Genomic DNA, 20,557 nt, shown 5'->3' on the forward strand with positions numbered 1-20,557 from the left:
CGCAAGCCGCGGCCCGCTGCCTACAGTGAGGCCATGTTTCAACCGCAAGGAGTCATTGCATGAACCCCAAGAATCTGATCGACCGTCCCGCCCATCGCGTTGCGAGCATTCTGGCCGTGAGTGCCCTGGCCTTGGGCCTGGCCGCCTGCAACAAGACCGAAGAGCCCACCGTGGGCCAGCGCCTGGACTCTGCCGTCGAAAAGACCGAACAAGCCGCAGCTGACGCACGTGTGAAGGCCGAGGGCGCGATGCAGAACGCAGAGACCAAGATGGAGCAGGGCGCCGCCAATGCGGAAGCCACGGCCAAGCAGGCAGCGAACTCCGCCAAGGGCGTCATCGACGATGCCACCATCACCGCCCAGGTGAGCGCGGGCTTGGCCAAGGACCCCGACCTGAGCGCCGTCAAGATCAATGTAGACACTGTCAACGGCAAGGTCACGCTGAACGGGCCCGCACCCTCTACGGTGGCCCGTGACCGCGCTGAGACCATCGCCAAGGGCGTGAGTGGCGTGACCTCGGTGAACAACCAGCTGGTCGTGACGGCTGGTTAATGCCAACCTGCAGGGCTTGCGGTGCATGCATCCCAAGCCCTGCGGTGTGATCGCCAAGCGATCTGAGCGCCGCCCGGGTCACTCCGGGCGGCGCGCTACCATGGCTGGCATGAAAGACCACGACATTGATCTTGCCACCCATATCGTCCACCACGACTACCAGCCTCCGGCCGGGTTTGTAGCTCCCCAACCGGGGGTTTTCAAGGCCTCCACCGTCATCTTTCCCAGCGTTGCGGCCATGCGCTCGCGCGAGTGGAAAGACAAAAGCGGCTACACCTACGGGCTGCACGGCACGCCCACGACCTTCATCCTCGAAGAGCGCCTGTGTGCGCTGGAGGGCGGTCTGCAGTGTGTGCTGGTGCCCAGTGGCTTGGCGGCCATTGCCAACGTGGGGTTGGCGCTCCTCAAGCCCGGCGATGAGGTGCTGATCCCCGACAACGCCTACGGACCTGGCAAGGATCTGGCCAATGGCGAACTCGCCCGGTTCGGGATCACCCATGTGTTTTACGACCCGTTGGATCCGGCCGACCTGGCTGCCCGCATCACGCCGGCCACCCGTCTGGTCTGGCTGGAGGCGCCGGGCTCTGTCAGCATGGAGTTTCCGGACCTGTGCGAGCAGGTGCGCATTTGCCGCGATAGGGGCGTGACAACCGCGCTGGACAACACCTGGGGCGCGGGCCTGGCGTTTGCGCCCTTTGACCTGACGGGCGACGGCAGCCTGGGGGTGGACATCTCGGCCCATGCGCTCACCAAGTATCCGAGCGGTGGAGGTGATGTGCTCATGGGCAGCGTGATCACGCGCGACCCGGGCCTGCACATGAAGATCAAGCTGACGCACATGCGGCTGGGACTGGGCGTGGGGGCCAACGACGCCGAGGCCGTGCTGCGTGCGCTGCCCAGCATCGGACTGCGCTATCGCGCCCACGATGACGCTGCCCGCCAGCTGGCGCGGTGGTTTCAGCAGCAACCCGCCATTGCGCAAGTGCTGCACCCCGCGCTGGAAGGCGCGCCCGGCCATGCGCACTGGAAGGCCCTGTGTGGTGCCGCTTACGGCGGGCAGGGGCTGGCAGCTGGCCTGTTCAGCGTGATGATCGACGCCCGGTACACGCAACAGCAGGTGGATGCCTTCTGCGACGGCTTGCGCTTGTTCAAGCTGGGCTACAGCTGGGGCGGCCCCATGAGCCTGGTCGTCCCTTACAACATTGCCAGTATGCGCAGTCGGCCGCCCGCCCATTTGAAGCCTGGCACGCTGGTGCGGTTTTCGATCGGCCTGGAGGCTGTGGAGGACCTGCGGCGCGACCTGCAACAGGCGATGGAACGCGCCTTCACCCAGGGCTGAGCGGCCTCGGCAAGGGTCCGGCGCGGCCCACTGCCGCTGGATTTCGTGTGGGATACGGGCTTTCCTCAGTGGCGCAGCCGAACGGGCAGGCTTAGTGTGGCGGCATGAACGCGACATCCTCCAAGCCTGCGCCGGACACCCTTGGCACCCCAGACACCTCCGAGGCCCGGCAGGCTGAGGCCATTGCCGACCGCGTGAAGGCCCAGACCGCCCAGCCCGTGCAGCTGCAGCCGTTGCGCGTGGCCGACCCCTTCCGGTGGCTGCGGCGCGGCCTGGACGATGTGCGCGCCGCGCCGGGCATTGCTGTTTTCTATGGCGTGTGCTTCTGGGTCATGGCGGGGGTGCTGGGCTGGGTGTTCCGCACGCGGCCTGAATACACCATGTCGCTCGCCAGTGGTTGTCTGCTGGTGGGGCCCTTTCTGGCCATGGGGCTGTATGACGCCAGCCGTCGGCGCGAGGCGGGCCTGAAGCCGCAGCTGAGCGAATCCCTTACCTGCTGGGACAGCCACATGGGCAGCATGGGCATGCTGGTGCTGGTGCTGGTGGTGCTGGAGCTGCTTTGGGGCAGGGCCTCGCTGGTGGTGTTTGCCGTGTTCTTCAACACCGGCATGCCCTCGACCACCGGTGTGCTGCAGGCGGTGTTCAACCCGCAGAACTGGAGCTTTGTGGCGGTGTACACGGTGGTGGGCGGTGTGTTTGCGGCGCTGGTGTTTTCCACCTCCGTGGTGTCCATCCCCATGATTCTGGACCGCGACACCGACGCGCTGACTGCGGGCATCACCAGCATGCGTGTAGTGATTGAAAACCCCGGGGTGATGCTGCTGTGGGGGGCATTGATCACCCTCATCGTGGCCGTCTCGCTGTGGTTCTGGGGGGTGGGCCTGGTGCTGGCGGGGCCTGTGCTGGGCTTCGCCAGCTGGCATGCGTACCGAGCTGCCGTCATTCCGCTGCAGCGTACCCCGGCAGGGGCCTGAAAACCCCGTCCTGTTACAGTGAGTCTCAACTTCAGGAAGCAACTACCTTGGCAACACCCAACTACGGATACGAAAAACGCCAGCGCGAACTCGCCAAAAAACAAAAAAAGGAAGAGAAGCTGAGGGCCAAAACACAGCGCAGGCCGAACGATCCGCAAGGGGATGACCAGCCCGCTGATGACCAGCCAGCGGGCGCTGCAGGCCATCCCGAGCAGCCTGCAGGCTGAGTGACCTGGCTGCGTCACAGGGGTCCGCTGCACCAATCGCCGCGCCCTGTGCATCTGCGGTCTCTGGCGGTCTGCAGCGTTGCAAATACTCGCAATACCCACGGCTATTGCTGCGTTTTGCGCCTGGCAACCCCTCCCGATCCGCAGAGCACACTGACCGCTCGATGCGTGCAGCGAATCCCTAACGCAGCAGCTTTTTGAGCTCTGGCCATACGTTGGCCAGCATTTGCGGATGCGCTTCGGCGCGAGGGTGAATGCGGTCGGGCTGGAACAGGCGGGTCGGGTCCGGTCCGTCAGCCACACCCTTCAAGAAAAATGGCACCACGGCCGCCTTGTGGGCCTGCGCCACGGTGGTGAATAGGCCCGCAAACTTGTTCGCGTAGTCGGTGCCATAGTTGGGCGGCACCTGCATGCCCACCAGCAAGACCCTGGCCCCGGCCTTTTGCGCCGCCTGGGTCATCCAGGCCAGGTTCTCTTCGGTGTTCTTGAGCGGCAGGCCGCGCAGGGCATCGTTGCCCCCCAGTTCAATCACCACATGGCTGGGCTTGTGCTGCGCGAGCAGTGCAGCCAGGCGCGAGCGGCCGCCCGAGGTGGTCTCGCCGCTCACGCTGGCATTGACCACGGTGGCTGCAAGCTTGTCTTGCGCCAGTTGTTTTTCCAGCAGTGCCACCCAGCCCGTGCCCCGCGCCAGGCCGTATTCGGCGCTGAGCGAGTCCCCTAGCACCAGAATCACCGAAGGGCGTCCGGCAGTCCCTGCCTTGGCGGCGGCCTGCGCAAAGGCCGTGGGCGCACAAAGCCCCACCACCAGGCCGATAGATGCGCTCAGGATAAAGTGGCGCCGTTGCTGCAGATTGCGAATCAAAGTAAAGAGCCTTTCATGTCCGAACCCTCCCCGCTGCCCAAGACACCGCCCGCCACCCCCATCATTGCCGTGGAGCATGTGTTCAAGTCGGTGACAGATTCCACCGGAACCCTCGACATTCTGCGGGATATCGATTTCCGTCTGGCTGCCAGGGAAACGGCGGCCATCGTCGGCGCCTCGGGCTCGGGCAAGAGCACGCTGCTGTCCATCATCGCGGGGCTCGATACCCCCACGCGCGGAACGGTGCGGCTGGACGGCCACGACCTGTTTGCCATCGATGAAGATGCGCGGGCTGCATTGCGGGCCCAGAAGGTGGGTTTTGTGTTCCAGAGCTTTCAGCTCATGGGCAACCTCACAGCGCTGGAGAACGTCATGCTGCCGCTGGAGCTGGCCGACCGCCGCGATGCACGCAAGGCCGCCACCGAGATGCTGGCGCGCGTGGGGCTGGGGCAGCGCCTGTCGCACTACCCCAAGGTGCTGTCGGGCGGCGAGCAGCAGCGCGTGGCCCTGGCTCGGGCGTTTGTGGTGCAGCCTGCCGTGCTGCTGGCCGACGAGCCCACAGGCAGCCTGGACTTTGCGACCGGCGAAACCATCATGAAGCTCATGTTCGAGCTCAACCGCGAGTTGGGCACAACGCTGGTGCTGGTGACCCACGACCGCGCGATCGCCGCGCAGTGCGAGCGGCGCATCACGATCGATGCAGGGCGCGTGGTGTGAGTGGTAGGCGGGTTTTTGAGTGTTTTGGGCTGCAGGCGCTAGCGAAACATGCGCGAGCAGCTATGAATTTGATAGTGGTCTGAGGGAGTGGGCTGCGCCCAGCGGATAATCCCCCCATGTCCAGCCCCAAAGTTCTCTTCGGCTTTCACGCCGTGGGCGTGCGTCTGAAGACCGCGCCGCAATCCATCATCGAGATTTACTACGAAGCCACGCGCCGCGATGCACGCATGCGCCAGTTTCTCGACCGCGCCCGCGAGGCCGGTGCCCGCCTCATCGAAGCCGACAGCGTGCGCATAGCCAAGCTGGCGGGCAGCCATGGCCACCAGGGTGTGGCCGCGCGCGTGGAGCCCGTGGCGCAGGTCACCTCGCTCGATGAGCTGCTGGAAAACCTCGAAGCCGCAGGCATCGAGCAGCCCCTGCTGCTGGTGCTGGACGGCGTGACCGACCCGCACAACCTGGGCGCCTGCCTGCGCGTGGCCGACGGCGCGGGTGCCCATGCCGTCATCGCCCCCAAGGACCACGCCGTGGGCATCAACGCCACCGTGGCCAAGGTGGCCAGCGGTGCGGCCGAGACCATGCCGTATTTCATGGTCACCAACCTCTCGCGCACCCTGAACGAACTCAAGGAGCGCAACATCTGGTGCATCGGCACCAGCGACGATGCGCCCAAGACCATCTACCAGGTCGATCTGAAAGGCCCCGTGGCCCTGGTGCTGGGCGCCGAGGGCGACGGCATGCGCCAGCTCACGCGCAAGACCTGCGACGAATTGGTCAGCATCCCCATGAAGGGCGCGGTCGAGAGCCTGAACGTGTCCGTGGCCAGCGGCGTGTGCCTGTACGAGGCGCTGCGCCAGAGGACTTGATCCTCGGCCCGCTGGCTCCACCGGGGAAGGCACCATGCTGGACACCGTGAAAGCCTGGGTCCGGCAAAGCCAGCGCATCGCCGTGCTGACGGGCGCAGGGGTCAGCGCCGAATCTGGCGTGCCCACCTTCCGCGATGTGCAGACGGGCTACTGGGCGCAGTTCCGCCCCGAAGACATGGCGACCGAGGCAGGCTTTCGCGCCCACCCACAGCGGGTGTGGGACTGGTACCAGTACCGGCGCGACCTGCTGGCTGGCGTGTCGCCCAACGCAGGGCATCTGGCGCTGGCCGACTTTCAGCGCCGCCACCCCGACTGCATCACCCTCATCACCCAGAACGTGGACGGGCTGCACCAGCGCGCGGGCAGCACCGGCGTGCTGTGCCTGCACGGCGACATTTTTCAGGACCGCTGGCTCGACACCCCGCGCAACTGCTGCTTCATCGACCACGCAGTGGCCGGCCACCCGCCGTACTGCGACCGCTGCGGCAACCTGGTGCGCCCGGGCGTGGTGTGGTTTGGCGAGCCTTTGCCGCTGGCGACGTTGGAGGCCGCCGAACAGGCGGCCAACCAATGCGACCTGATGCTGGTGGTGGGCACGGCCGGTGCGGTGTACCCCGCAGCGGGTCTTGCCCACCAGGCTCGGGCCGCCGGTGCCAGGGTGGTGGTGCTCAACCCCGCGCCCAGTGCGTTGGACGATGCAGCGCACGCGGTGCTGCGTGGCACGGCGGCGACGATGCTGCCGCAGTTGCTGGACGATTGAGCGGGTGAGCGTGGCGCAGGCGCTCAGCCCTGGGTTTGCGCGGTGCTGCAGGGGCTCACACGCTGTCGAATCCCGGTAGAAACCCTGATTTGACGTACTCCTGCCACCCTTTGTCGCACAGCTGACAGGCGGGGAGGCGCTCTGGCCGGTAGCCTGCCCCACCTTTGTTTTATCTGCCCTGCACACCATGAGCCGTCGCCACTTTCTTTTGCGTGCCACCCAGGCCGTTGCCGCCACTGGCCTGCCCGCATGGGCCCACACCGCGATGGCGGCCGAGGAGGCGTTGACTGCGCGCTCCATCACCCTGGGCTGTTCCATTGCCCTGACGGGCCCGCTCGGCCAGGCAGGCATCGAGCAGGTGGCGGGCATGAAGGCCGCGTTTGCCGAGGTGAATGCCGCTGGCGGCGTGTTGGGCCGCGAGATCCGCATGGAGGTCAAGGACGACGGCTATGTGGCTGCGCGCACGCTCAAGAACGTGACCGATATGGTCGATGCGCAGTCGGTGTTTGCACTGATCTCGCCCCTGGGCACGGCCAACACCGCGTCCATCCTGCCGCTCATCGAGTCCAAGGGCATCCCTACCGTGGGCCCGGTGACTGGCGCCACATCGTTGCGCGCAGCGGCCAACAAGCATGTGTTCTTCTTGCGCCCCAGCTACCGCGAAGAAACCCAGCGCCTGGTCAAGCAGATCGTGGAGATGGGCCTCAAGCGCATTGCGGTGGTGTACCTGGACAACCCGTTTGGCAAAGAGGTGCTCAAGGACATGTCCACCGCGCTGGACGAGATCAAGGTCGAGCGCGGCGGCGAGTTTGCGCTGGCCGTGGACGGCAAAAATGGCGCCGAGCTGGCCGACAAGGTGGCGGCTGAGCGCCCCGGTGCCGTGCTGCTGGCCACCACGGGCACGGCCAACACCGCGTTTGTGCAGGCTTTCCGTGCCAAGGCGCAGGGCGTGCCGCTGGCCGGCCTGTCCGTCACGGTGATCTCGTCGGAGCTGCCCAAGCTGGCTGCCTCCACGCGTGGTCTGGCGCTGGTGCAAGTGTTCCCCGACGCCAATTCGCAAAAATCGGTGGCGGTGCGCAAGTTCCAGGCTACGATGAAGGCGACTGGCGGCGACCCGGCATTCCTGAACAGCAACAGCGCGCTGGAGGGCTGGCTCAATGCTCAGATCATGATCGAAGGCCTGAAGAATGCGGGCAAGGAGCCCACACGCGAGCGCCTGCGCGCCGGGCTGATGGCCATCCGGTCCCTGTCGTTTGGCGACTTCAACGTGGGCTTTGGCAACAAGGCGCCCTACATCGGCTCGGACGCAATCTACCTGGCGATCTACGCGGAGAACGGTCGCCGGATCAGCTGATGGGCAGGGGGGCGTCATTCCGTTCACCCCGCAACCCGTCAAACCATACGCCAAGGGCCCGCGCACGCGCGGGCCCTTTTTTGTTGGGTTCAGCCTTGGGTGCTGGCAGCGTCCAGCTGGGACAGTGCATCGCTGTCCAGTTGCAGCTGGGTGGCCTTGACCAGCTCATGCAGCTGGGCCACCGACGTGGCGCTGGCAATGGGTGCGGTGATGCCCGGTTGCACCATCTGCCAGGCCACGGCCACTTGGCCGGGCGTGGCGTTGTAGCGGTGCGCGACGGCGTCCAGCGCCGCCAGAATGCGCAGCCCCCGGTCGTTGAGGTACTTGGCCGTGGTGTTGGCGCCGCGTGCGCTCTTGGCGGCGTCGGCTGCCGTGCGGTATTTGCCGGTGAGGAACCCGGCGGCCAGCGCGTAGAAGTTGATCACGCCGACCTGCTGCTGCACACACAGCGGCTGCAGCGCGTCTTCAAACACGGCGCGGTCGTACAGGTTGAACAGCGGCTGCAAGCTTTCGTAGCGCGGCAGGCCCAGGCGTTCGCTAGTCTGCAGGGCCTCCTGCAGGCGGGCGGCGCTGTAGTTGGAGGCACCGATGGCACGCACCTTGCCGGCGCGGATGAGGTCGGCATACGCGCCCAGCGTGTCGGCCAGCGGCACGGTGGTGTCGTCGTCGTGTGACTGGTACAGGTCGATGTAGTCGGTCTGCAGCCGCTGCAGCGATGCCTCCACCGCCTGGCGGATGTAGGCGGGGCGCAGGCCCACCTTGCCGTCCCCCATGTCCTTGCCCACCTTGGTGGCCAGCACGATGCGATGGCGCTTGCCGCTGCGCTTGAGCCAGCGGCCGATCGCCGATTCGGATTCGCCCCCGGTGTGCCCCGGTGCCCAGCGCGAGTACACATCGGCGGTGTCGATGAAGTTGAAGCCCGCGTCCACCCACGCGTCGAGCAGTGCGAACGAGGTGGCTTCATCGGCCGTCCAGCCAAACACATTGCCGCCAAAACACAAGGGCGAGACCTGCAGGCCCGAGCGGCCGAGGAAACGGAGTTGCATGGATGTGCCTTTTAAAAGAAAGAGAAAGAAATCGTGCCAGTTGCCGGGGTTGCGCAGCGCACCCCGGCCACCCAAAACCTCAGACCAGCCCCAGTGCACCCAGCAGTGCACCGGCGCCCAGCATCCACAGCAGGTGCAGCTTGGTGCGCCAGACCAGCACCGTGGCGGTGGCGGTCAGCAGCCAGAGGGGCCAGTCGGTGGTCCATTCGCCATGGGCGCGCGCCAGCACCCAGGACGTAGCCACCAGCAGGCCGATCACCACCGGGGCCATGCCTTGCTTGAACGCCCGCACGCCGCGCCGCTCGCGGTTGCGGTGGCCCCAGCGCGTGGCCGTCCAGGTCAGCAGGCTGCTGGGCAGCATCACGCCCATCATGCACACCGCCATGCCCAGCGCGCCCAGCAGCCAGCCAGCCACACCGGGGCCGCCTGCGTTGATGCCCACGTTCCAGCCCAGCAGGGCGATGAACAGCACATTGGGGCCCGGGGCGGCCTGGGCGATGGCGATGGAGGCGTTGAACTGAGGGTCGGTCAGCCACGCCTGGCGTTCGACCAGAAAGCGGTGCATGTCGGGCGCGGTGGCAATGGCGCCACCCACCGCCAGCAGCGACAGCGACAGGTAGTACAGGAACAGGTTGAGCCAGTCGCCGATGCTCAGGGCCATCAGCGGCGCGGTGAGGGGGGCGGTGCTGCTCATGGTGCGAGCTTTCTCCAGGTGAGCAGGCAGGCGGCCCCGCCGATCACCGGCAGGATCCAGAACAGCGGCCAGCGCAGCCAGGCCATGGCCACGATGGTCAGCGCCGTGATGGCCAGGCACAGGGGGCGGCCGAGCGGATGGTTGCGGATGGAGACAAACAGCTTGATACCCACCCCGGCAATCAGGCCTGCCGCCACGGCCCCCATGCCACGCAACGCGCCTGCCACGGCCGGTTGGGCAGAGAACTGCGCATACACCACCGCCAGCGCCAGCACCAGCATCAGCGGAAACGTCAGCATGCCCGCCAGCGCTGCAAACGCGCCGCGCAGGCCAAAGTAGCGGTCCCCGATCATGATGCTGAGGTTGACCACGTTGGGGCCCGGCATGATCTGCGCAACGGCCCAGTCTTCGACAAACTCCTCGTTCGTCATCCAGCGTTTTTTCTCCACCAGTTCGCGCTGCACGACCGCCAGAACACCGCCAAAACCCTGCAGCGCCAGCCAGGTGAAGGACCAGAACAGATCGGTCGGGTTGCGGGGCTGCGGGCGCGCAGGCATTTCGGTGGGGGGGGGTGAGGCGGTGGCGGGTGCCATGGGTGCAAGATTCAGTGAAAAGTGGCTGATGCGCCGGTAATTCATGCCTTGATAGCTATCATTGTGATAGCTGTTCGGTGATGCGGCGGCCCCCGTGATGTTACGCGCGCATGGGGCGGTGCGCTGGCGTCGGGGCGTCGTCATCGGGCAAGCCCGGGGCGGCCATTGGTGCACGCGCGCAAGGCGGTGTGCCGCTATGCTGCCGGGTGGTACGCCCCCCCGGGCCCTGGATTCATCCATACAGACAAGGACACCTCATGAAACTCATTCGATACGGCCAGCCTGGTGCAGAACGCCCCGGTCTGGTGGACGCCCAAGGCACGCTGCGCGACCTGTCCATGCTGTTGCCTGATATCGGCCCCGCGCAGCTCAGCCCGCGCGCCCTGTCGGCGCTGGCCGCCATTGACGCGCGCCGCCTGCCTGCCGTCTATGGCTCGCCCCGCCTGGGCAGTCCGGTGGGCGGTGTGGGCAAGATCGTGTGCGTGGGCCTCAACTATGCCGACCACGCCAAGGAGGCGGGCATGCAGCCACCCGCCGAGCCAGTGCTGTTCATGAAGGCCGTGACCGCGCTGAGTGGCCCCAACGATGATGTGCGGATACCGCCCGGTGCCACCAAGACCGACTGGGAGGTGGAGCTGGGCATCGTCATCGGCACCCGCGCCCGCCATGTGTTCGAGGCCGACGCGCTGGCCCATGTCGCCGGTTATGTGCTGGCCAATGATGTGTCCGAGCGCGCCTGGCAGTTGGAGCGTGGCGGGCAGTGGGACAAGGGCAAGAGCTACGACACCTTCGCGCCCATTGGCCCCTGGCTGGTGACGGCTGATGAGGTGGCCGACCCCCACGCCATCGACCTGTGGCTGGAGGTGAATGGCCAACGTGTGCAAAACGGCAGCACGCTCAATTTCATTTTTGGCGTGCCCACCGTGGTGTCGTACATCAGCCAGTTCATGACCCTGGAGCCGGGTGACCTCATCCTGACCGGCACGCCTGCAGGCGTGGGCCTGGGGCAAAAGCCCGCGCCGTGGTTCCTCAAGCCTGGTGATGTGGTGCGCCTGGGCGCCACGGGGCTGGGCGAGCAGTTGCAAAAGTGCGTGGGTGGGTGAGGCTGGCTGAGACCAGCAGGGCGTAGTGTGGTCACGCACACCCGAGGGGCTTTGTGACAGGCCTATCGGGCTTCGTCAGGCCAGCTTGCCCTTGAGCGCATGCCCCTGGGTGCGCCAGCCAGCTTGGTCTGCATGGGCCACTTTGAAGACCTTGAGGTCTGCCTGGCTCTCGCGCTTAACCTTGAATATTTTGAAGCTGGCCTGGTTCTCGTAGTTCACGAAGAACCACGACCCATCGCCTGTGGCCTGCGTGGAGTAGGCGACCTCGTGCCAGCACAGGTCGGCCTGGCTCTCGTAGGCCACTTCGCACACGCGTGCATCGGCCTGGTTCTCGTGTTTCACTTCCAGAATTTTGGCCACGGGCGTCCTTTGGGTTGTTGGTCTGCTAGCGCTGGGAGCCTGCAAACGGCAGCCCTTTGCCGGTTTCAGCCGAGAGGTGGGCGACAGCGCGGCCCACCAAGATAATCCAAAACCGCTGGCATCGTGCTAGCAGCGGTGCAAGAGGATGTAAGAGCCCGCTGCGGCTACCTGTTGGTTTGGCTTGTCGGGAGTGTGCATGTATGGTGCTGGCTTGTACCTTTGACTTTGGAAGCCCCCATGCCCCATACCGCGCGCCGTGCCCACACCGAAGGCCACCGCTCTGACCGCATTGGCTGGCTACGCGCCGCTGTGTTGGGAGCCAATGACGGCATCGTGTCCACCGCCAGCCTGGTGGTGGGCGTGGCGGCTGCGCAATCGAGCCAGTCCACCATCGTGGTGACGGCGGTCGCTGGGCTGGTGGCGGGCGCCATGTCGATGGCGGCGGGCGAATATGTGTCGGTGCATTCGCAGGCCGACACCGAAAAGGCTGACCTTGACCGCGAGCGCGCGGAGCTGGCCACAGACCCCGCGGCCGAGGCGCGCGAACTGACCGCCATCTACGTCGGCCGAGGCCTGACCCCCGAGCTGGCCCAGCAGGTGTCAGTGCAGCTGATGGCGCACGACGCGCTGGGCGCACACGCGCGGGACGAATTGAATGTGTCCCCGGCACTCGCTGCCCGTCCGGTGCAAGCGGCCCTTACATCAGCCGCCAGCTTTGCGGTAGGGGCAGCACTGCCGCTGGCTGTTGCCGTGTTGGCGCCCGCCAGCAGTCTGCTGTATGCGGTGGCGGGCTCGGCGCTGGTCTTTTTGGCGCTGCTGGGGGCTGTGGCAGCCCGCACAGGTGGCGCAAGCATGGCCGTGGGGGCCTGGCGCGTGACCTTCTGGGGGGCTCTGGCCATGGTCATCACGGCGGGGGTGGGGGCGTGGTTTGGGGCGCCGGTGTGAAGACTGCCAGCGCGCCCGCCGCACCACGGGCTGAGCGTGCATCCTATGAGGTGCTGGAGACGAAAATTTGAATCTGAACGGCCTGTAGCGCTAGTGAAATATGCGTTAAAAGCTATCAAAGTAAGAGCATTTTGACGTCAATTCATGGCGCTGCGGCTGGCGATCTGGCCCAGCACCGTCGCCCCCGTCAGCCGTTGCTGCACGGTGGCCTGCACGGCCGGTGGTGCATCACGCAGCAAGGCGGGCCAGTCGGCCTGGGCCTGTTTCACCACATCGCGCAGCAGCGCTAGGTGCCGGGGCACGCGCAGCAGCCCGGCGGATTTCATCAGGCCTTCCATGTCATCCCAGGTCAGCGCCCGCAGGGTTCTGTCGATGGCGCGGTTCACGGCGTACTGCTGGTCTGGCACGCCATCAAAAAAAGCGGCCACGCATACCGGGTCATACAGCGGGGCCAGTTGGGGCACACGGCCATCGGGGTAGATCAGGGCCCAGTTTTTCAGGTGGGCGTCGGTGTTGCCCATCAGGATGAAGGCCACCATGCGCGCGAGAAATTCTCGCGTGTCCTGCACCGGCTGCCGGCTCAGGCGGTTGAGCACACGCAGCATGGTGGCCCAGTCGTGCAATACCCCCTTGCCGTGCGACTTGCCGTATTTTTGGCGGGGCGTGTAGCCCAGCACCTGGTTGAACTCCTCCATGTGCACACGGGCGCCGCCGGGCAGGTGGTCAAAGCGCTGCACGGCCAGGATGTCGTTGAAGGGCACGGTGTCGGGCAGGTCGGCCTCGGCGCGGGTGATGACGCGCACATCGGCCACGTTCAGCCCCAGTGCCTTGCACAGCTGGTAGCCGGTGTACTCGTTGGCCACCAGGTCCGGGTGCGCGGTGGTAGGCAGCTTCAAAATCACGCTACCCGCCGCGCCCTGGCGGTGCACGGTGTAGCGTCGGCCGTCCTGGACTGCGCTGAACTTGGTCACCACGCCGGGGAGCGAGGCTGCGTCTTCCACCGGGAACTCCACAAACCCCGGCTCCAGCACATCCAGGCCCTGTGTGGTGTGCCAGTAGCGCACCACGTCCGGGATGCCGTCTTGCGCGGGCACGGGCTCCACCTCCAGCGCGCCCATCAGGTCGTGGCCTGCAGCGGCCAACAGCTCGAACTCGTCGTCGGGGCTGCAGCCCCGCTCGCGCGCCAGCCGCTCGCGGTTGTGGCCTTCGGGCAGCAGGTTCTGGAAGTACACGGGCCAGCGCCCATCGGTGCGCACCAGCCGTGTATCGCGTGCTGATGCCAGGATCTGCTGCGTGGCGGCCTCGTCCGCACCCTGGTAGCTGAGCGACAGGGTGGGGCGCTGCGGGTTGCGGATGTAGCTCTCGTCAAACGATACGCGCAGGATGTCGCCGTATTGCGAGAGGTAGCCGATGGCCTCACGACGACTTGCTGTCGTACCTGGCTCGCCCGCGCTGCCATCCGCCTGCGGGGGGCGGTGCAGGTACAGGCGCAGGTAGCGGATGGAGGTGCTCATGGGGCTTGGGCTGGGCAGTGCGGTAGGGTGGTGCGTCGTCAGGGTCAGCGGCGCAGGCTGTCCACCACCGAGGGCGGCGCATCCACCCCCTCGGGCTGGCCCAGAAACTTGCCACCGGCCTGAATGAATGCCTCCAGGCTGGGCCGCAGGCTGCTGGGTACGGCAATGATGTCCATGCCCAGCACCCGAGCCATTTCGGCGAGGGTGGAATAGCGGGGGTCCAGGTCGCCGCCCTCGGTGCGCTGCACCGTCATGCGGGAGAGACCTGCACTTTCGGCCAACTGGGCCTGGGTCATCTGGTGGGCTTTGCGGGCGGCGGCGAGGGTGGAGATGAGATCGTTTGGCATGATGATATTTATACTCTTTTTTAAGACAAAGAGTATATAAATATACAAATTTTCGCCGCCATGACTCGGTTTAGAGCGAAGCCAACGGAGGCAATACCTCGCTGCGCTCTGTGCAAAACCGCTGCGCCTCCTCCAGCAGCCACTCTTTCACCAGCTCCATTGCCGGGCTAGGGTGCGTGGTGGTCACAAACGAATAGGCCGCGCGCGATGTCACGCTGCGCCCCAGCAGCGGCACCAGGCGCCCGGCCTTCACGTCCTGCAGCACCAGCGCGGCGCGGCCCATGGCAATGCCCTGGCCGGCCAGCGCGGCGCCCAGGGCGAGTTGAGACAGGTTGAACTGCTGGCCGCCCGCCCAGGGCGGTGGCGTGGCGCCCCTCTGCGCAAACCAGTGCTGCCACTCCTCGTAAGTGTCTGCGCCGTCCCAGGCGCTGCTGTCGTGCAGCAGCCAGTCGCCGTGCAGGTCTTGCGGCTGGGTGATGGGCGGGTGGCGGGCCAGGAACTCGGGGCTTGCCACGGGGATGAGCCATTCGTCGAGGAACACGGTGGCGTTCAGGTCGCGGTAACCACCCAGGTCAAAGCGCACGGCGGCTTCCACGCCGTCGCGCACCATGCGGGTGCGGTCCAGCGTGTGGAACTCGCCAAACACGCGCAGCCCGGTGTGGGGGTGCTGGCGAAAGAAGTCGCCCAGCCGGGGGGTGAGCCAGCTCATGGCAAACGAGGGCGAGCAGCTCAGCGTGGCGGCGGCGGCCTCGGCCGGCTGGCGCATCTGGGCCAGGGTGCTTTCGATGGCGTCAAAGCTCTCGCGCAGCACCACGGCCAGCCATTTGCCTTCGGGCGTCGGCGCCAGGGCGCGCGGCGTCCGCAGGAACAGGGGGCGGCGCAGCCAGTCTTCGAGCTGCTTGACCTGCTGGCTCACGGCGCCCTGTGTGATGCACAGCTCGGCCGCCGCCTTGGTAAAGCTGCCGTGGCGGGCGGCTGCATCAAAACTGCGCAGCCAGGCGAGCAGGGAGGGGGAGAGGCGAATATCCATTATTAATACTAATGATGCGCTCAATATAAATGGTTTGTGACGGGGGCGTGACCGGCGAAGAATGGGGGCAAGACTTTTCGAGATGAACGCGCCATGACGATTGCCGAACCCCAAGCTGCCATCAATGCCTTGCTGGCCACCCGCCTGCGCAACGCCCAGCCCGCCCTCTGGACCAACCCGGCGCGGCAGGCACAGCCCGCCGCCGCGCTGCCTGCACTGGGCAGAACCATTAGTCTGGATGATACGCACGCAGCGGCTGCACGCCTGGCCCGTTTTGCCGGGCTGCTGGCGCAGGTGTTCCCCGAGCTCGCCGCCACCGGAGGCGTGGTGGAGTCGCCCCTGCTGCCCGCTACGGCGCTGCAGCCCGCATTGGGCATGGCCGAGGGGCAAGGCCGACTGTTCATCAAGGCCGACCACAGCCTGCCCGTCGCTGGCTCCATCAAGGCCCGGGGTGGCATGCACGAGGTGCTGGAGTTCGCCGAGGGGCTGGCGCTGCAGCACGGCCTGGTGCAGCCCGGCGGCGACTACCGCGCGCTGGCGACGCCGCAGGCGCGCGAGGTGCTGGGCCGCTACCAAGTGGCGGTGGGCTCCACGGGCAACCTGGGCATGAGCATTGGTGTGGTGGCGTCTGCCCTGGGTTTTCAGGCCACGGTGCACATGTCGGCCGATGCCAAGGAATGGAAGAAAGACCGCCTGCGCCAGCGTGGCGTGCAGGTGGTGGAACACGCGGGCGACTACGAACGCGCCGTGGCCGCAGGCCGTGCCGAGGCGGCCAGCAACCCCCAGTGCCACTTTGTGGACGACGAGCAATCGTTCTCGCTGCTGCTGGGCTACAGCGCAGCGGCGCTGCACCTGCAAAAGCAACTGGCCGAGCAGGGCGTGGCGGTGGATGCCGAGCACCCGCTCATCGTGTACCTGCCCTGCGGTGTGGGCGGTGCGCCTGCAGGCATCACCTTTGGCCTGCGGCAGGTGCTGGGGCCGCATGTGCACTGTTTTTTTGCCGAGCCGGTGCAGTCGCCTTGCTTCATGGTGCAAATGATGGCCGATGCAACGCAAGGTGTGGGGCAGCACCCTTCGGTCTACGACTGGGGCCTGACCAACCGCACCGAGGCCGATGGCTTGGCGGTGCCGCGCGCGTCGCTGTTGGCGGCCGAACTGATGCGTCCGCTGCTGTCGGGCGTGTTCACGGTGGCCGACGACACTTTGTTTGCGCAGCTGGTGCGGGTGCTGGATGCCCTGGGCGAGCGCATCGAGCCCTCGGCTGCCGCAGGCTTCAGCGGCCCGGCCATGTTGACGGGTACCACGGCCGGGCAGGCCTGGCTGCGCAGCACGGGCATTGAGGCCGTGCTGCACCAGGCCACCCACCTGGTGTGGACCACGGGCGGCCTGCTGGTGCCCGATGCGCAGTACCAGGGCTTTGTGCAGCGCGGGCGGGCCGTGCTGGCTGCGCAGGCCTGATGGCCCGCCACCTTCTTTCCTTTTTTTTCTTTTCACTTTTTTTATCTGGAGCCACGCCATGAACCGCAAGCAACTGCTTTTGTCTGCCGTCCTTTGTGCCGCCCTGGGGGCCACTGCGTGGACTCCGGCCATGGCGCAGGAGGCTGCGTTCCCCACCAAGCCGATCACGCTGGTGATTCCGTTCCCGCCCGGTGGCGCCACTGATGTGCTGGGGCGGCTGATTGGCAAGAAGCTGGGTGACAAGCTGGGCCAGAGCGTGGTGATCGACAACCGCGCGGGGGCGGGCACGGTGATCGGTGCGACGTCGGTGGCGCGGGCGGCGCCGGATGGCTACACGCTGCTCATGAGTTCGGGCACCACCTTCACCGTCAACCCCGCCGTGCGCGCCAAGCTTCCGTACGACCCGGTCAAGAGCTTTGAGCCCATTGGCATCACGGGCCGCACGGGGTTGATTCTGCTGGCCAACAAGGATGTGCCTGCCAGCGACCTGAAGCAGTTCGTTGCCCTGGTGAAGGCGGCGCCCGACAAGTATTCGTATGGCTCGTTCGGCACTGGCACCACCTCGCAGTTTGCAGGCGAGATGTTCTTCCACGCGGCGGGTCTCAAGATCCAGCATGTGCCCTACAAGGGCAGTGCACCTGCAATGACCGACCTGCTCGGCGGGCAGATCCCGTTCACGGTGGATACCGTGTCGGCCGCGCTGCCGCAGCTCAAGGACGGCAAGATCAAAGCCATTGCGGTGACCTCTGGCAAACGCTCGGCCCTGCTGCCTAAGGTGCCTACGCTGGCAGAGAGTGGCTACCCCGGCCTGGAGATGGACACCTGGCTGGCCATGGTGGCGCCCCGTGGCCTGCCGCCGGCCGTGAAGTCCCGCCTGGAGCTGGCGCTGGCCCAGGTGGTGTCGGACCCCGAAACGCGTGACAAGATGATCGCGGTGGGGTTCGAGCCGTCCTATGCTTCGTCCAAGGTGTTGGCCGAGCTGATCGACAAGGAGCTGCCGCTGATGCGCGCCATTGCACAGCGCGCAGCCATCACCGCAGACTGAACCCGTGTGACCAGAACAAGGAGACAAGCCCGAGATGACCACAACAAGCCCCCAAGCCCTGGTTGAGCTGACCGCCAACGAGCTGCGCCATCACATCGGCACGCGCGAGATTTCGCCGGTGGAGCTGCTCGACGCCTGCATCGCCCGCATCGAGGCGGTGAACCCGCATGTGAATGCCGTCACTGCCACCTGCTACGACCGCGCCCGCACCGAGGCCAAAGCGGCCGAGCAAGCCGCGCTGCGCGGCGAACCACTGGGCCTGCTGCATGGCCTGCCCATGGGCGTGAAGGACCTGGAGGCCACTGCGGGCTTGCTGACCACCTATGGATCGCAGATCTACCGTGAGCACATTCCGGCCGAGGACAACGTGCTGGTGGCGCGCTTGCGCGCTGCGGGCGCCATCGTCACGGGCAAGACCAACATCCCCGAGATGGGGGCGGGCGCGAATTCGCGCAACACCGTGTGGGGCGCTACGGGCAATCCGTTCAACCCCAACCTGAACGCCGGGGGTTCTTCAGGCGGCTCGGCCGTTGCGCTGGCTTGCGACATGCTGCCGGTGTGTACGGGCTCGGACACGGGTGGGTCGCTGCGCATTCCTGCATCCATCTGCGGGGTGGTGGGCTTCAGGCCATCGCCCGGCGTGGTGCCCAGCTCGCGCAAGCTGCTGGGCTGGACGCCGATTTCCGTGGTCGGCCCCATGGGCCGGACGGTGGAAGAGGCCTGCCTGCAGCTGGCCGCATCGGCGGGCATGTCGCCCGGCGACCCGCTGAGCTACCCGCTGGACCCGATGAGTTTCTTGCTGCCTGAAACCGTGGACCTGAGCCGCCTGCGAGTGGCCTACACCGAGGACTTTGGTGCCTGCGCTGTGGACAACGGCATCCGCGCCGTGTTCCGCCGCAAGGTACAGGCCATGAAGCACCTGTTTGCGCGTTGCGACGCCATCGACATCGACCTGGGCGATGTGCACCGCTGCTTTGACGTGCTGCGCGCCGAGGCCTTTGTGGCCAGCACGCGCGAGGCCTACGAGCGCGACCCCGCCACCCTGGGCCCCAACACCCGCGCCAACTACGAAATGGGCGCCGCCATGACGCTGCTCGACAGCGCCTGGGCGCAGGCCGAGCAGACACGCATCCTGGCGCGGTTCCAGAAGCTGTACGAAGAGTACGACGTGATCCTGGCGCCCACTACCCCGGTGTCGCCGTTTGCGTGGACCGAGCTTTTCGCCAGCCGTATCAACAGCGAGCCGCAGGCCAACTACTACCGATGGCTGGCGCTGACTTATGTGACCACGCTCACCACCCACCCGGCGCTGAGCCTGCCCTGTGGGCTGGACGACGCCGGGATGCCGTTTGGCCTGCAGATCGTGGGCCGCTTCCGTGCCGACCGCCACACGCTGGGCGTGGGGCATGCGCTGGAGCAGGCGTTCAAGGGCATTGCCGGGCTGGCGCGCCCACGCCCTGACATGGCCAAGCTGATGCAGACGCGCGCCGAACCCGCGCTGACCTCCATCGTGACCGTGGCACCCGACCCCCGCGATGCCCGCAGCCTGCCGCGTGACGACCGTGCGGCATCGGCAGCGCAGGTGTCGGCCGTTTGAGCAGGAGGAGCAGATGCAAACCGTAGACACCATCGTCGTCGGCGCAGGCATTGCCGGGGCCTCCGTGGCCTGGCAACTGGTGCAGCCCGGAGCCGCGGGGCAGGGCGCCAGAGTGCTGCTGCTGGAGCGCGAATCGCAGCCCGGCTACCACACCACCGGCCGCTCGGCCGCGCTGTACATGGCGACCTATGGCACGCCCAACATCCAGGCGCTGACGCGGGCGAGCCGCGCGTTTTACGACGCGCCGCCGGCGGAGTTTGGCGCTGACCCCATCCTCTCACCCCGGGGCGTGGTCTATGTGGCCGGGCCGGACCAGCTGGACCTGCTGAAGCAGACCTACGACGAAGCGCACGCCACCTCGCCCAATGTGCAATGGGTGGACAAGGCTGAGCTGCTGGCGATGCTGCCCTGCCTCAAACCCGAGGCTGTGGCAGCCGGCATGAGCGAGCCCGAGGCGGCCGACATTGATGTGAACGCCCTGCACCAGGGCTACCTGCGCGGCCTGCGCCAGCGCGGCGGCCAGGTGCTGACGAACGCCGAGGTCATGGCTGTGCGCCGCGAGGGTGATGTATGGCAAGTGACGCTGGCCGATGGGCGGGTGTTTGCTGCCCCCACCATCGTCAATGCTGCGGGCGCCTGGGCCGATGTGGTGGCGGGCCTGGCCGGTGTGCCACCCATCGGGCTGGAGCCGCGCCGCCGCACGGCATTCACCTTCCCGGTGCCCGAGGGCATGGATGCCACCCACTGGCCAGCCGTGATTGGCATCGACGAGAGCTTTTACTTCAAGCCCGATGCGGGGCAATTGCTGGGCTCACCGGCCAATGCCGACCCCACACATCCGCACGATGTGGTGCCGGAAGAGCTCGACGTGGCCACCGGGATTTATCACATCGAGGAAATGACCCGCTTCCAGATCCGCCGGCCGTCGCACACCTGGGCCGGGCTGCGCTCCTTCGTGTCGGATGGCGACATGGTGATCGGCTGGGACAACCACGTGCCCGGCTTCTTCTGGCTGGCCGGGCAGGGCGGATACGGGATTCAGAGCGCGGCGGGCGCCTCGTTGCTGGCGCGGCAACTGTTGCAGGGCGAGCCGCTGGCCGGGGAGCTGGTGCGCGAGGGCGTGGGGGTGGAAGGGCTGTCGCCTGCGCGGTTGCGCTGAGGCGCCCAGACGGGAGGGG

At 66.7% G+C, this 20,557-nt stretch carries 22 protein-coding genes; 14 read left to right on the forward strand and 8 right to left on the reverse strand.

Annotation, left to right across the window (positions count from 1 at the left end; translation table 11 throughout):
- Nucleotides 1-59: 59 nt before the first annotated feature.
- From N4G42_RS10935 to N4G42_RS10950, 4 genes are all read left to right on the forward strand, one after another.
- On the forward strand, nt 60-551 hold the full coding sequence (locus N4G42_RS10935) for a BON domain-containing protein (protein WP_056063145.1): 492 nt from the start codon (nt 60-62) through the stop codon (nt 549-551).
- A 100-nt stretch (nt 552-651) separates the two neighbouring features.
- A complete protein-coding gene (locus N4G42_RS10940; RefSeq protein ID WP_260667157.1) occupies nt 652-1,890 on the forward strand; it encodes a PLP-dependent transferase in 1,239 nt (412 codons plus the stop codon).
- A 104-nt stretch (nt 1,891-1,994) separates the two neighbouring features.
- Nucleotides 1,995-2,864 carry a DUF2189 domain-containing protein gene (locus N4G42_RS10945; protein ID WP_260667158.1) on the forward strand — a complete coding sequence of 290 codons (870 nt, stop codon included), beginning with the start codon at nt 1,995-1,997 and terminating at the stop codon, nt 2,862-2,864.
- 47 nt (nt 2,865-2,911) lie between these two features.
- Nucleotides 2,912-3,091: a hypothetical protein gene (locus N4G42_RS10950; RefSeq protein WP_082564946.1), complete on the forward strand. Its 180-nt coding sequence runs from the start codon at nt 2,912-2,914 to the stop codon at nt 3,089-3,091.
- 181 nt (nt 3,092-3,272) lie between these two features.
- Here N4G42_RS10950 and N4G42_RS10955 read toward each other — a convergent pair whose 3' ends face one another.
- Nucleotides 3,273-3,953, reverse strand: a complete 681-nt coding sequence (locus N4G42_RS10955; RefSeq protein ID WP_260667159.1) for an arylesterase — start codon at nt 3,951-3,953, stop codon at nt 3,273-3,275.
- A 15-nt stretch (nt 3,954-3,968) separates the two neighbouring features.
- On the opposite strand from N4G42_RS10955, the gene N4G42_RS10960 reads away from it, so the two are divergent.
- The 4 genes from N4G42_RS10960 (at nt 3,969) to N4G42_RS10975 (ending at nt 7,647) form a co-directional block, all read left to right on the forward strand.
- Nucleotides 3,969-4,670 (forward strand): ABC transporter ATP-binding protein, encoded by a 702-nt coding sequence (locus N4G42_RS10960; RefSeq protein ID WP_056063137.1) that lies wholly within the window; start codon nt 3,969-3,971, stop codon nt 4,668-4,670.
- A 116-nt stretch (nt 4,671-4,786) separates the two neighbouring features.
- Complete coding sequence (gene rlmB, locus N4G42_RS10965) at nt 4,787-5,533, forward strand: 23S rRNA (guanosine(2251)-2'-O)-methyltransferase RlmB (RefSeq protein ID WP_056063133.1); 747 nt, start codon at nt 4,787-4,789, stop codon at nt 5,531-5,533.
- 34 nt (nt 5,534-5,567) lie between these two features.
- Nucleotides 5,568-6,293, forward strand: a complete 726-nt coding sequence (locus tag N4G42_RS10970) for an SIR2 family NAD-dependent protein deacylase (RefSeq protein ID WP_260667161.1) — start codon at nt 5,568-5,570, stop codon at nt 6,291-6,293.
- A gap of 187 nt (nt 6,294-6,480) precedes the next feature.
- Nucleotides 6,481-7,647 (forward strand): ABC transporter substrate-binding protein, encoded by a 1,167-nt coding sequence (locus N4G42_RS10975; protein ID WP_260667162.1) that lies wholly within the window; start codon nt 6,481-6,483, stop codon nt 7,645-7,647.
- 89 nt (nt 7,648-7,736) lie between these two features.
- Here N4G42_RS10975 and N4G42_RS10980 read toward each other — a convergent pair whose 3' ends face one another.
- From N4G42_RS10980 to N4G42_RS10990, 3 genes are all read right to left on the reverse strand, one after another.
- A complete protein-coding gene (locus N4G42_RS10980) occupies nt 7,737-8,693 on the reverse strand; it encodes an aldo/keto reductase (protein WP_260667164.1) in 957 nt (318 codons plus the stop codon).
- Between the two features lie 79 nt (nt 8,694-8,772).
- Entirely contained in the window at nt 8,773-9,387 is a 615-nt protein-coding gene (locus tag N4G42_RS10985) for a chromate transporter (protein ID WP_260667165.1), read from the reverse strand.
- Nucleotides 9,384-9,980, reverse strand: a complete 597-nt coding sequence (locus tag N4G42_RS10990; protein WP_260667166.1) for a chromate transporter — start codon at nt 9,978-9,980, stop codon at nt 9,384-9,386. Before N4G42_RS10990 ends, N4G42_RS10985 begins: the two co-directional genes overlap by 4 nt.
- Before the next feature lie 257 nt (nt 9,981-10,237).
- Here N4G42_RS10990 and N4G42_RS10995 point away from each other — a divergent pair, with 257 nt between their 5' ends.
- On the forward strand, nt 10,238-11,083 hold the full coding sequence (locus N4G42_RS10995; protein ID WP_260667167.1) for a fumarylacetoacetate hydrolase family protein: 846 nt from the start codon (nt 10,238-10,240) through the stop codon (nt 11,081-11,083).
- Nucleotides 11,084-11,158: 75 nt separating this feature from the next.
- Here N4G42_RS10995 and N4G42_RS11000 read toward each other — a convergent pair whose 3' ends face one another.
- On the reverse strand, nt 11,159-11,443 hold the full coding sequence (locus tag N4G42_RS11000) for a DUF6150 family protein (RefSeq protein ID WP_260667169.1): 285 nt from the start codon (nt 11,441-11,443) through the stop codon (nt 11,159-11,161).
- Nucleotides 11,444-11,680: 237 nt separating this feature from the next.
- Between N4G42_RS11000 and N4G42_RS11005 the strand changes: the two genes are divergently transcribed.
- The gene (locus tag N4G42_RS11005; RefSeq protein WP_260667171.1) at nt 11,681-12,388 is read left to right on the forward strand and encodes a VIT family protein; all 708 of its coding nucleotides are present in this window, start codon (nt 11,681-11,683) and stop codon (nt 12,386-12,388) included.
- 137 nt (nt 12,389-12,525) lie between these two features.
- On the opposite strand, the gene N4G42_RS11010 is transcribed toward N4G42_RS11005, so the two are convergent.
- From N4G42_RS11010 to N4G42_RS11020, 3 genes are all read right to left on the reverse strand, one after another.
- Complete coding sequence (locus N4G42_RS11010) at nt 12,526-13,902, reverse strand: type II toxin-antitoxin system HipA family toxin (RefSeq protein WP_260667172.1); 1,377 nt, start codon at nt 13,900-13,902, stop codon at nt 12,526-12,528.
- A 44-nt stretch (nt 13,903-13,946) separates the two neighbouring features.
- Complete coding sequence (locus N4G42_RS11015) at nt 13,947-14,249, reverse strand: helix-turn-helix transcriptional regulator (RefSeq protein WP_260667173.1); 303 nt, start codon at nt 14,247-14,249, stop codon at nt 13,947-13,949.
- Between the two features lie 70 nt (nt 14,250-14,319).
- A complete protein-coding gene (locus tag N4G42_RS11020) occupies nt 14,320-15,279 on the reverse strand; it encodes a LysR substrate-binding domain-containing protein (RefSeq protein WP_260667174.1) in 960 nt (319 codons plus the stop codon).
- Between the two features lie 93 nt (nt 15,280-15,372).
- On the opposite strand from N4G42_RS11020, the gene N4G42_RS11025 reads away from it, so the two are divergent.
- From N4G42_RS11025 to N4G42_RS11040, 4 genes are read left to right on the forward strand one after another with little or no spacing between them, the layout of a single operon-like run.
- On the forward strand, nt 15,373-16,737 hold the full coding sequence (locus N4G42_RS11025) for a D-serine ammonia-lyase (RefSeq protein WP_260667175.1): 1,365 nt from the start codon (nt 15,373-15,375) through the stop codon (nt 16,735-16,737).
- Nucleotides 16,738-16,795: 58 nt separating this feature from the next.
- Entirely contained in the window at nt 16,796-17,782 is a 987-nt protein-coding gene (locus N4G42_RS11030; protein WP_056744633.1) for a Bug family tripartite tricarboxylate transporter substrate binding protein, read from the forward strand.
- 34 nt (nt 17,783-17,816) lie between these two features.
- Nucleotides 17,817-19,379 (forward strand): amidase, encoded by a 1,563-nt coding sequence (locus tag N4G42_RS11035; protein ID WP_260667176.1) that lies wholly within the window; start codon nt 17,817-17,819, stop codon nt 19,377-19,379.
- Between the two features lie 13 nt (nt 19,380-19,392).
- Complete coding sequence (locus tag N4G42_RS11040) at nt 19,393-20,538, forward strand: NAD(P)/FAD-dependent oxidoreductase (RefSeq protein ID WP_260667177.1); 1,146 nt, start codon at nt 19,393-19,395, stop codon at nt 20,536-20,538.
- Nucleotides 20,539-20,557 lie beyond the last annotated feature (19 nt).

The organism is Acidovorax sp. K2F (genome assembly GCF_025246485.1).
Lineage (GTDB): Bacteria > Pseudomonadota > Gammaproteobacteria > Burkholderiales > Burkholderiaceae_C > Acidovorax > Acidovorax delafieldii.

What these genes read in the sequence shown, in the direction of transcription:
- N4G42_RS10935 (WP_056063145.1), top strand. Translation starts at nt 60, where the DNA reads ATGAACCCCAAGAATCTGATCGACCGTCCCGCCCATCGCGTTGCGAGC.
- N4G42_RS10940 (WP_260667157.1), top strand. Translation starts at nt 652, where the DNA reads ATGGCTGGCATGAAAGACCACGACATTGATCTTGCCACCCATATCGTC.
- N4G42_RS10945 (WP_260667158.1), top strand. Translation starts at nt 1,995, where the DNA reads ATGAACGCGACATCCTCCAAGCCTGCGCCGGACACCCTTGGCACCCCA.
- N4G42_RS10960 (WP_056063137.1), top strand. Translation starts at nt 3,969, where the DNA reads ATGTCCGAACCCTCCCCGCTGCCCAAGACACCGCCCGCCACCCCCATC.
- rlmB (WP_056063133.1), top strand. Translation starts at nt 4,787, where the DNA reads ATGTCCAGCCCCAAAGTTCTCTTCGGCTTTCACGCCGTGGGCGTGCGT.
- N4G42_RS10970 (WP_260667161.1), top strand. Translation starts at nt 5,568, where the DNA reads ATGCTGGACACCGTGAAAGCCTGGGTCCGGCAAAGCCAGCGCATCGCC.
- N4G42_RS10975 (WP_260667162.1), top strand. Translation starts at nt 6,481, where the DNA reads ATGAGCCGTCGCCACTTTCTTTTGCGTGCCACCCAGGCCGTTGCCGCC.
- N4G42_RS10980 (WP_260667164.1), bottom strand. Translation starts at nt 8,693, where the DNA reads ATGCAACTCCGTTTCCTCGGCCGCTCGGGCCTGCAGGTCTCGCCCTTG.
- N4G42_RS10985 (WP_260667165.1), bottom strand. Translation starts at nt 9,387, where the DNA reads ATGAGCAGCACCGCCCCCCTCACCGCGCCGCTGATGGCCCTGAGCATC.
- N4G42_RS10990 (WP_260667166.1), bottom strand. Translation starts at nt 9,980, where the DNA reads ATGGCACCCGCCACCGCCTCACCCCCCCCCACCGAAATGCCTGCGCGC.
- N4G42_RS10995 (WP_260667167.1), top strand. Translation starts at nt 10,238, where the DNA reads ATGAAACTCATTCGATACGGCCAGCCTGGTGCAGAACGCCCCGGTCTG.
- N4G42_RS11005 (WP_260667171.1), top strand. Translation starts at nt 11,681, where the DNA reads ATGCCCCATACCGCGCGCCGTGCCCACACCGAAGGCCACCGCTCTGAC.
- N4G42_RS11010 (WP_260667172.1), bottom strand. Translation starts at nt 13,902, where the DNA reads ATGAGCACCTCCATCCGCTACCTGCGCCTGTACCTGCACCGCCCCCCG.
- N4G42_RS11015 (WP_260667173.1), bottom strand. Translation starts at nt 14,249, where the DNA reads ATGCCAAACGATCTCATCTCCACCCTCGCCGCCGCCCGCAAAGCCCAC.
- N4G42_RS11020 (WP_260667174.1), bottom strand. Translation starts at nt 15,279, where the DNA reads ATGGATATTCGCCTCTCCCCCTCCCTGCTCGCCTGGCTGCGCAGTTTT.
- N4G42_RS11025 (WP_260667175.1), top strand. Translation starts at nt 15,373, where the DNA reads ATGACGATTGCCGAACCCCAAGCTGCCATCAATGCCTTGCTGGCCACC.
- N4G42_RS11030 (WP_056744633.1), top strand. Translation starts at nt 16,796, where the DNA reads ATGAACCGCAAGCAACTGCTTTTGTCTGCCGTCCTTTGTGCCGCCCTG.
- N4G42_RS11035 (WP_260667176.1), top strand. Translation starts at nt 17,817, where the DNA reads ATGACCACAACAAGCCCCCAAGCCCTGGTTGAGCTGACCGCCAACGAG.
- N4G42_RS11040 (WP_260667177.1), top strand. Translation starts at nt 19,393, where the DNA reads ATGCAAACCGTAGACACCATCGTCGTCGGCGCAGGCATTGCCGGGGCC.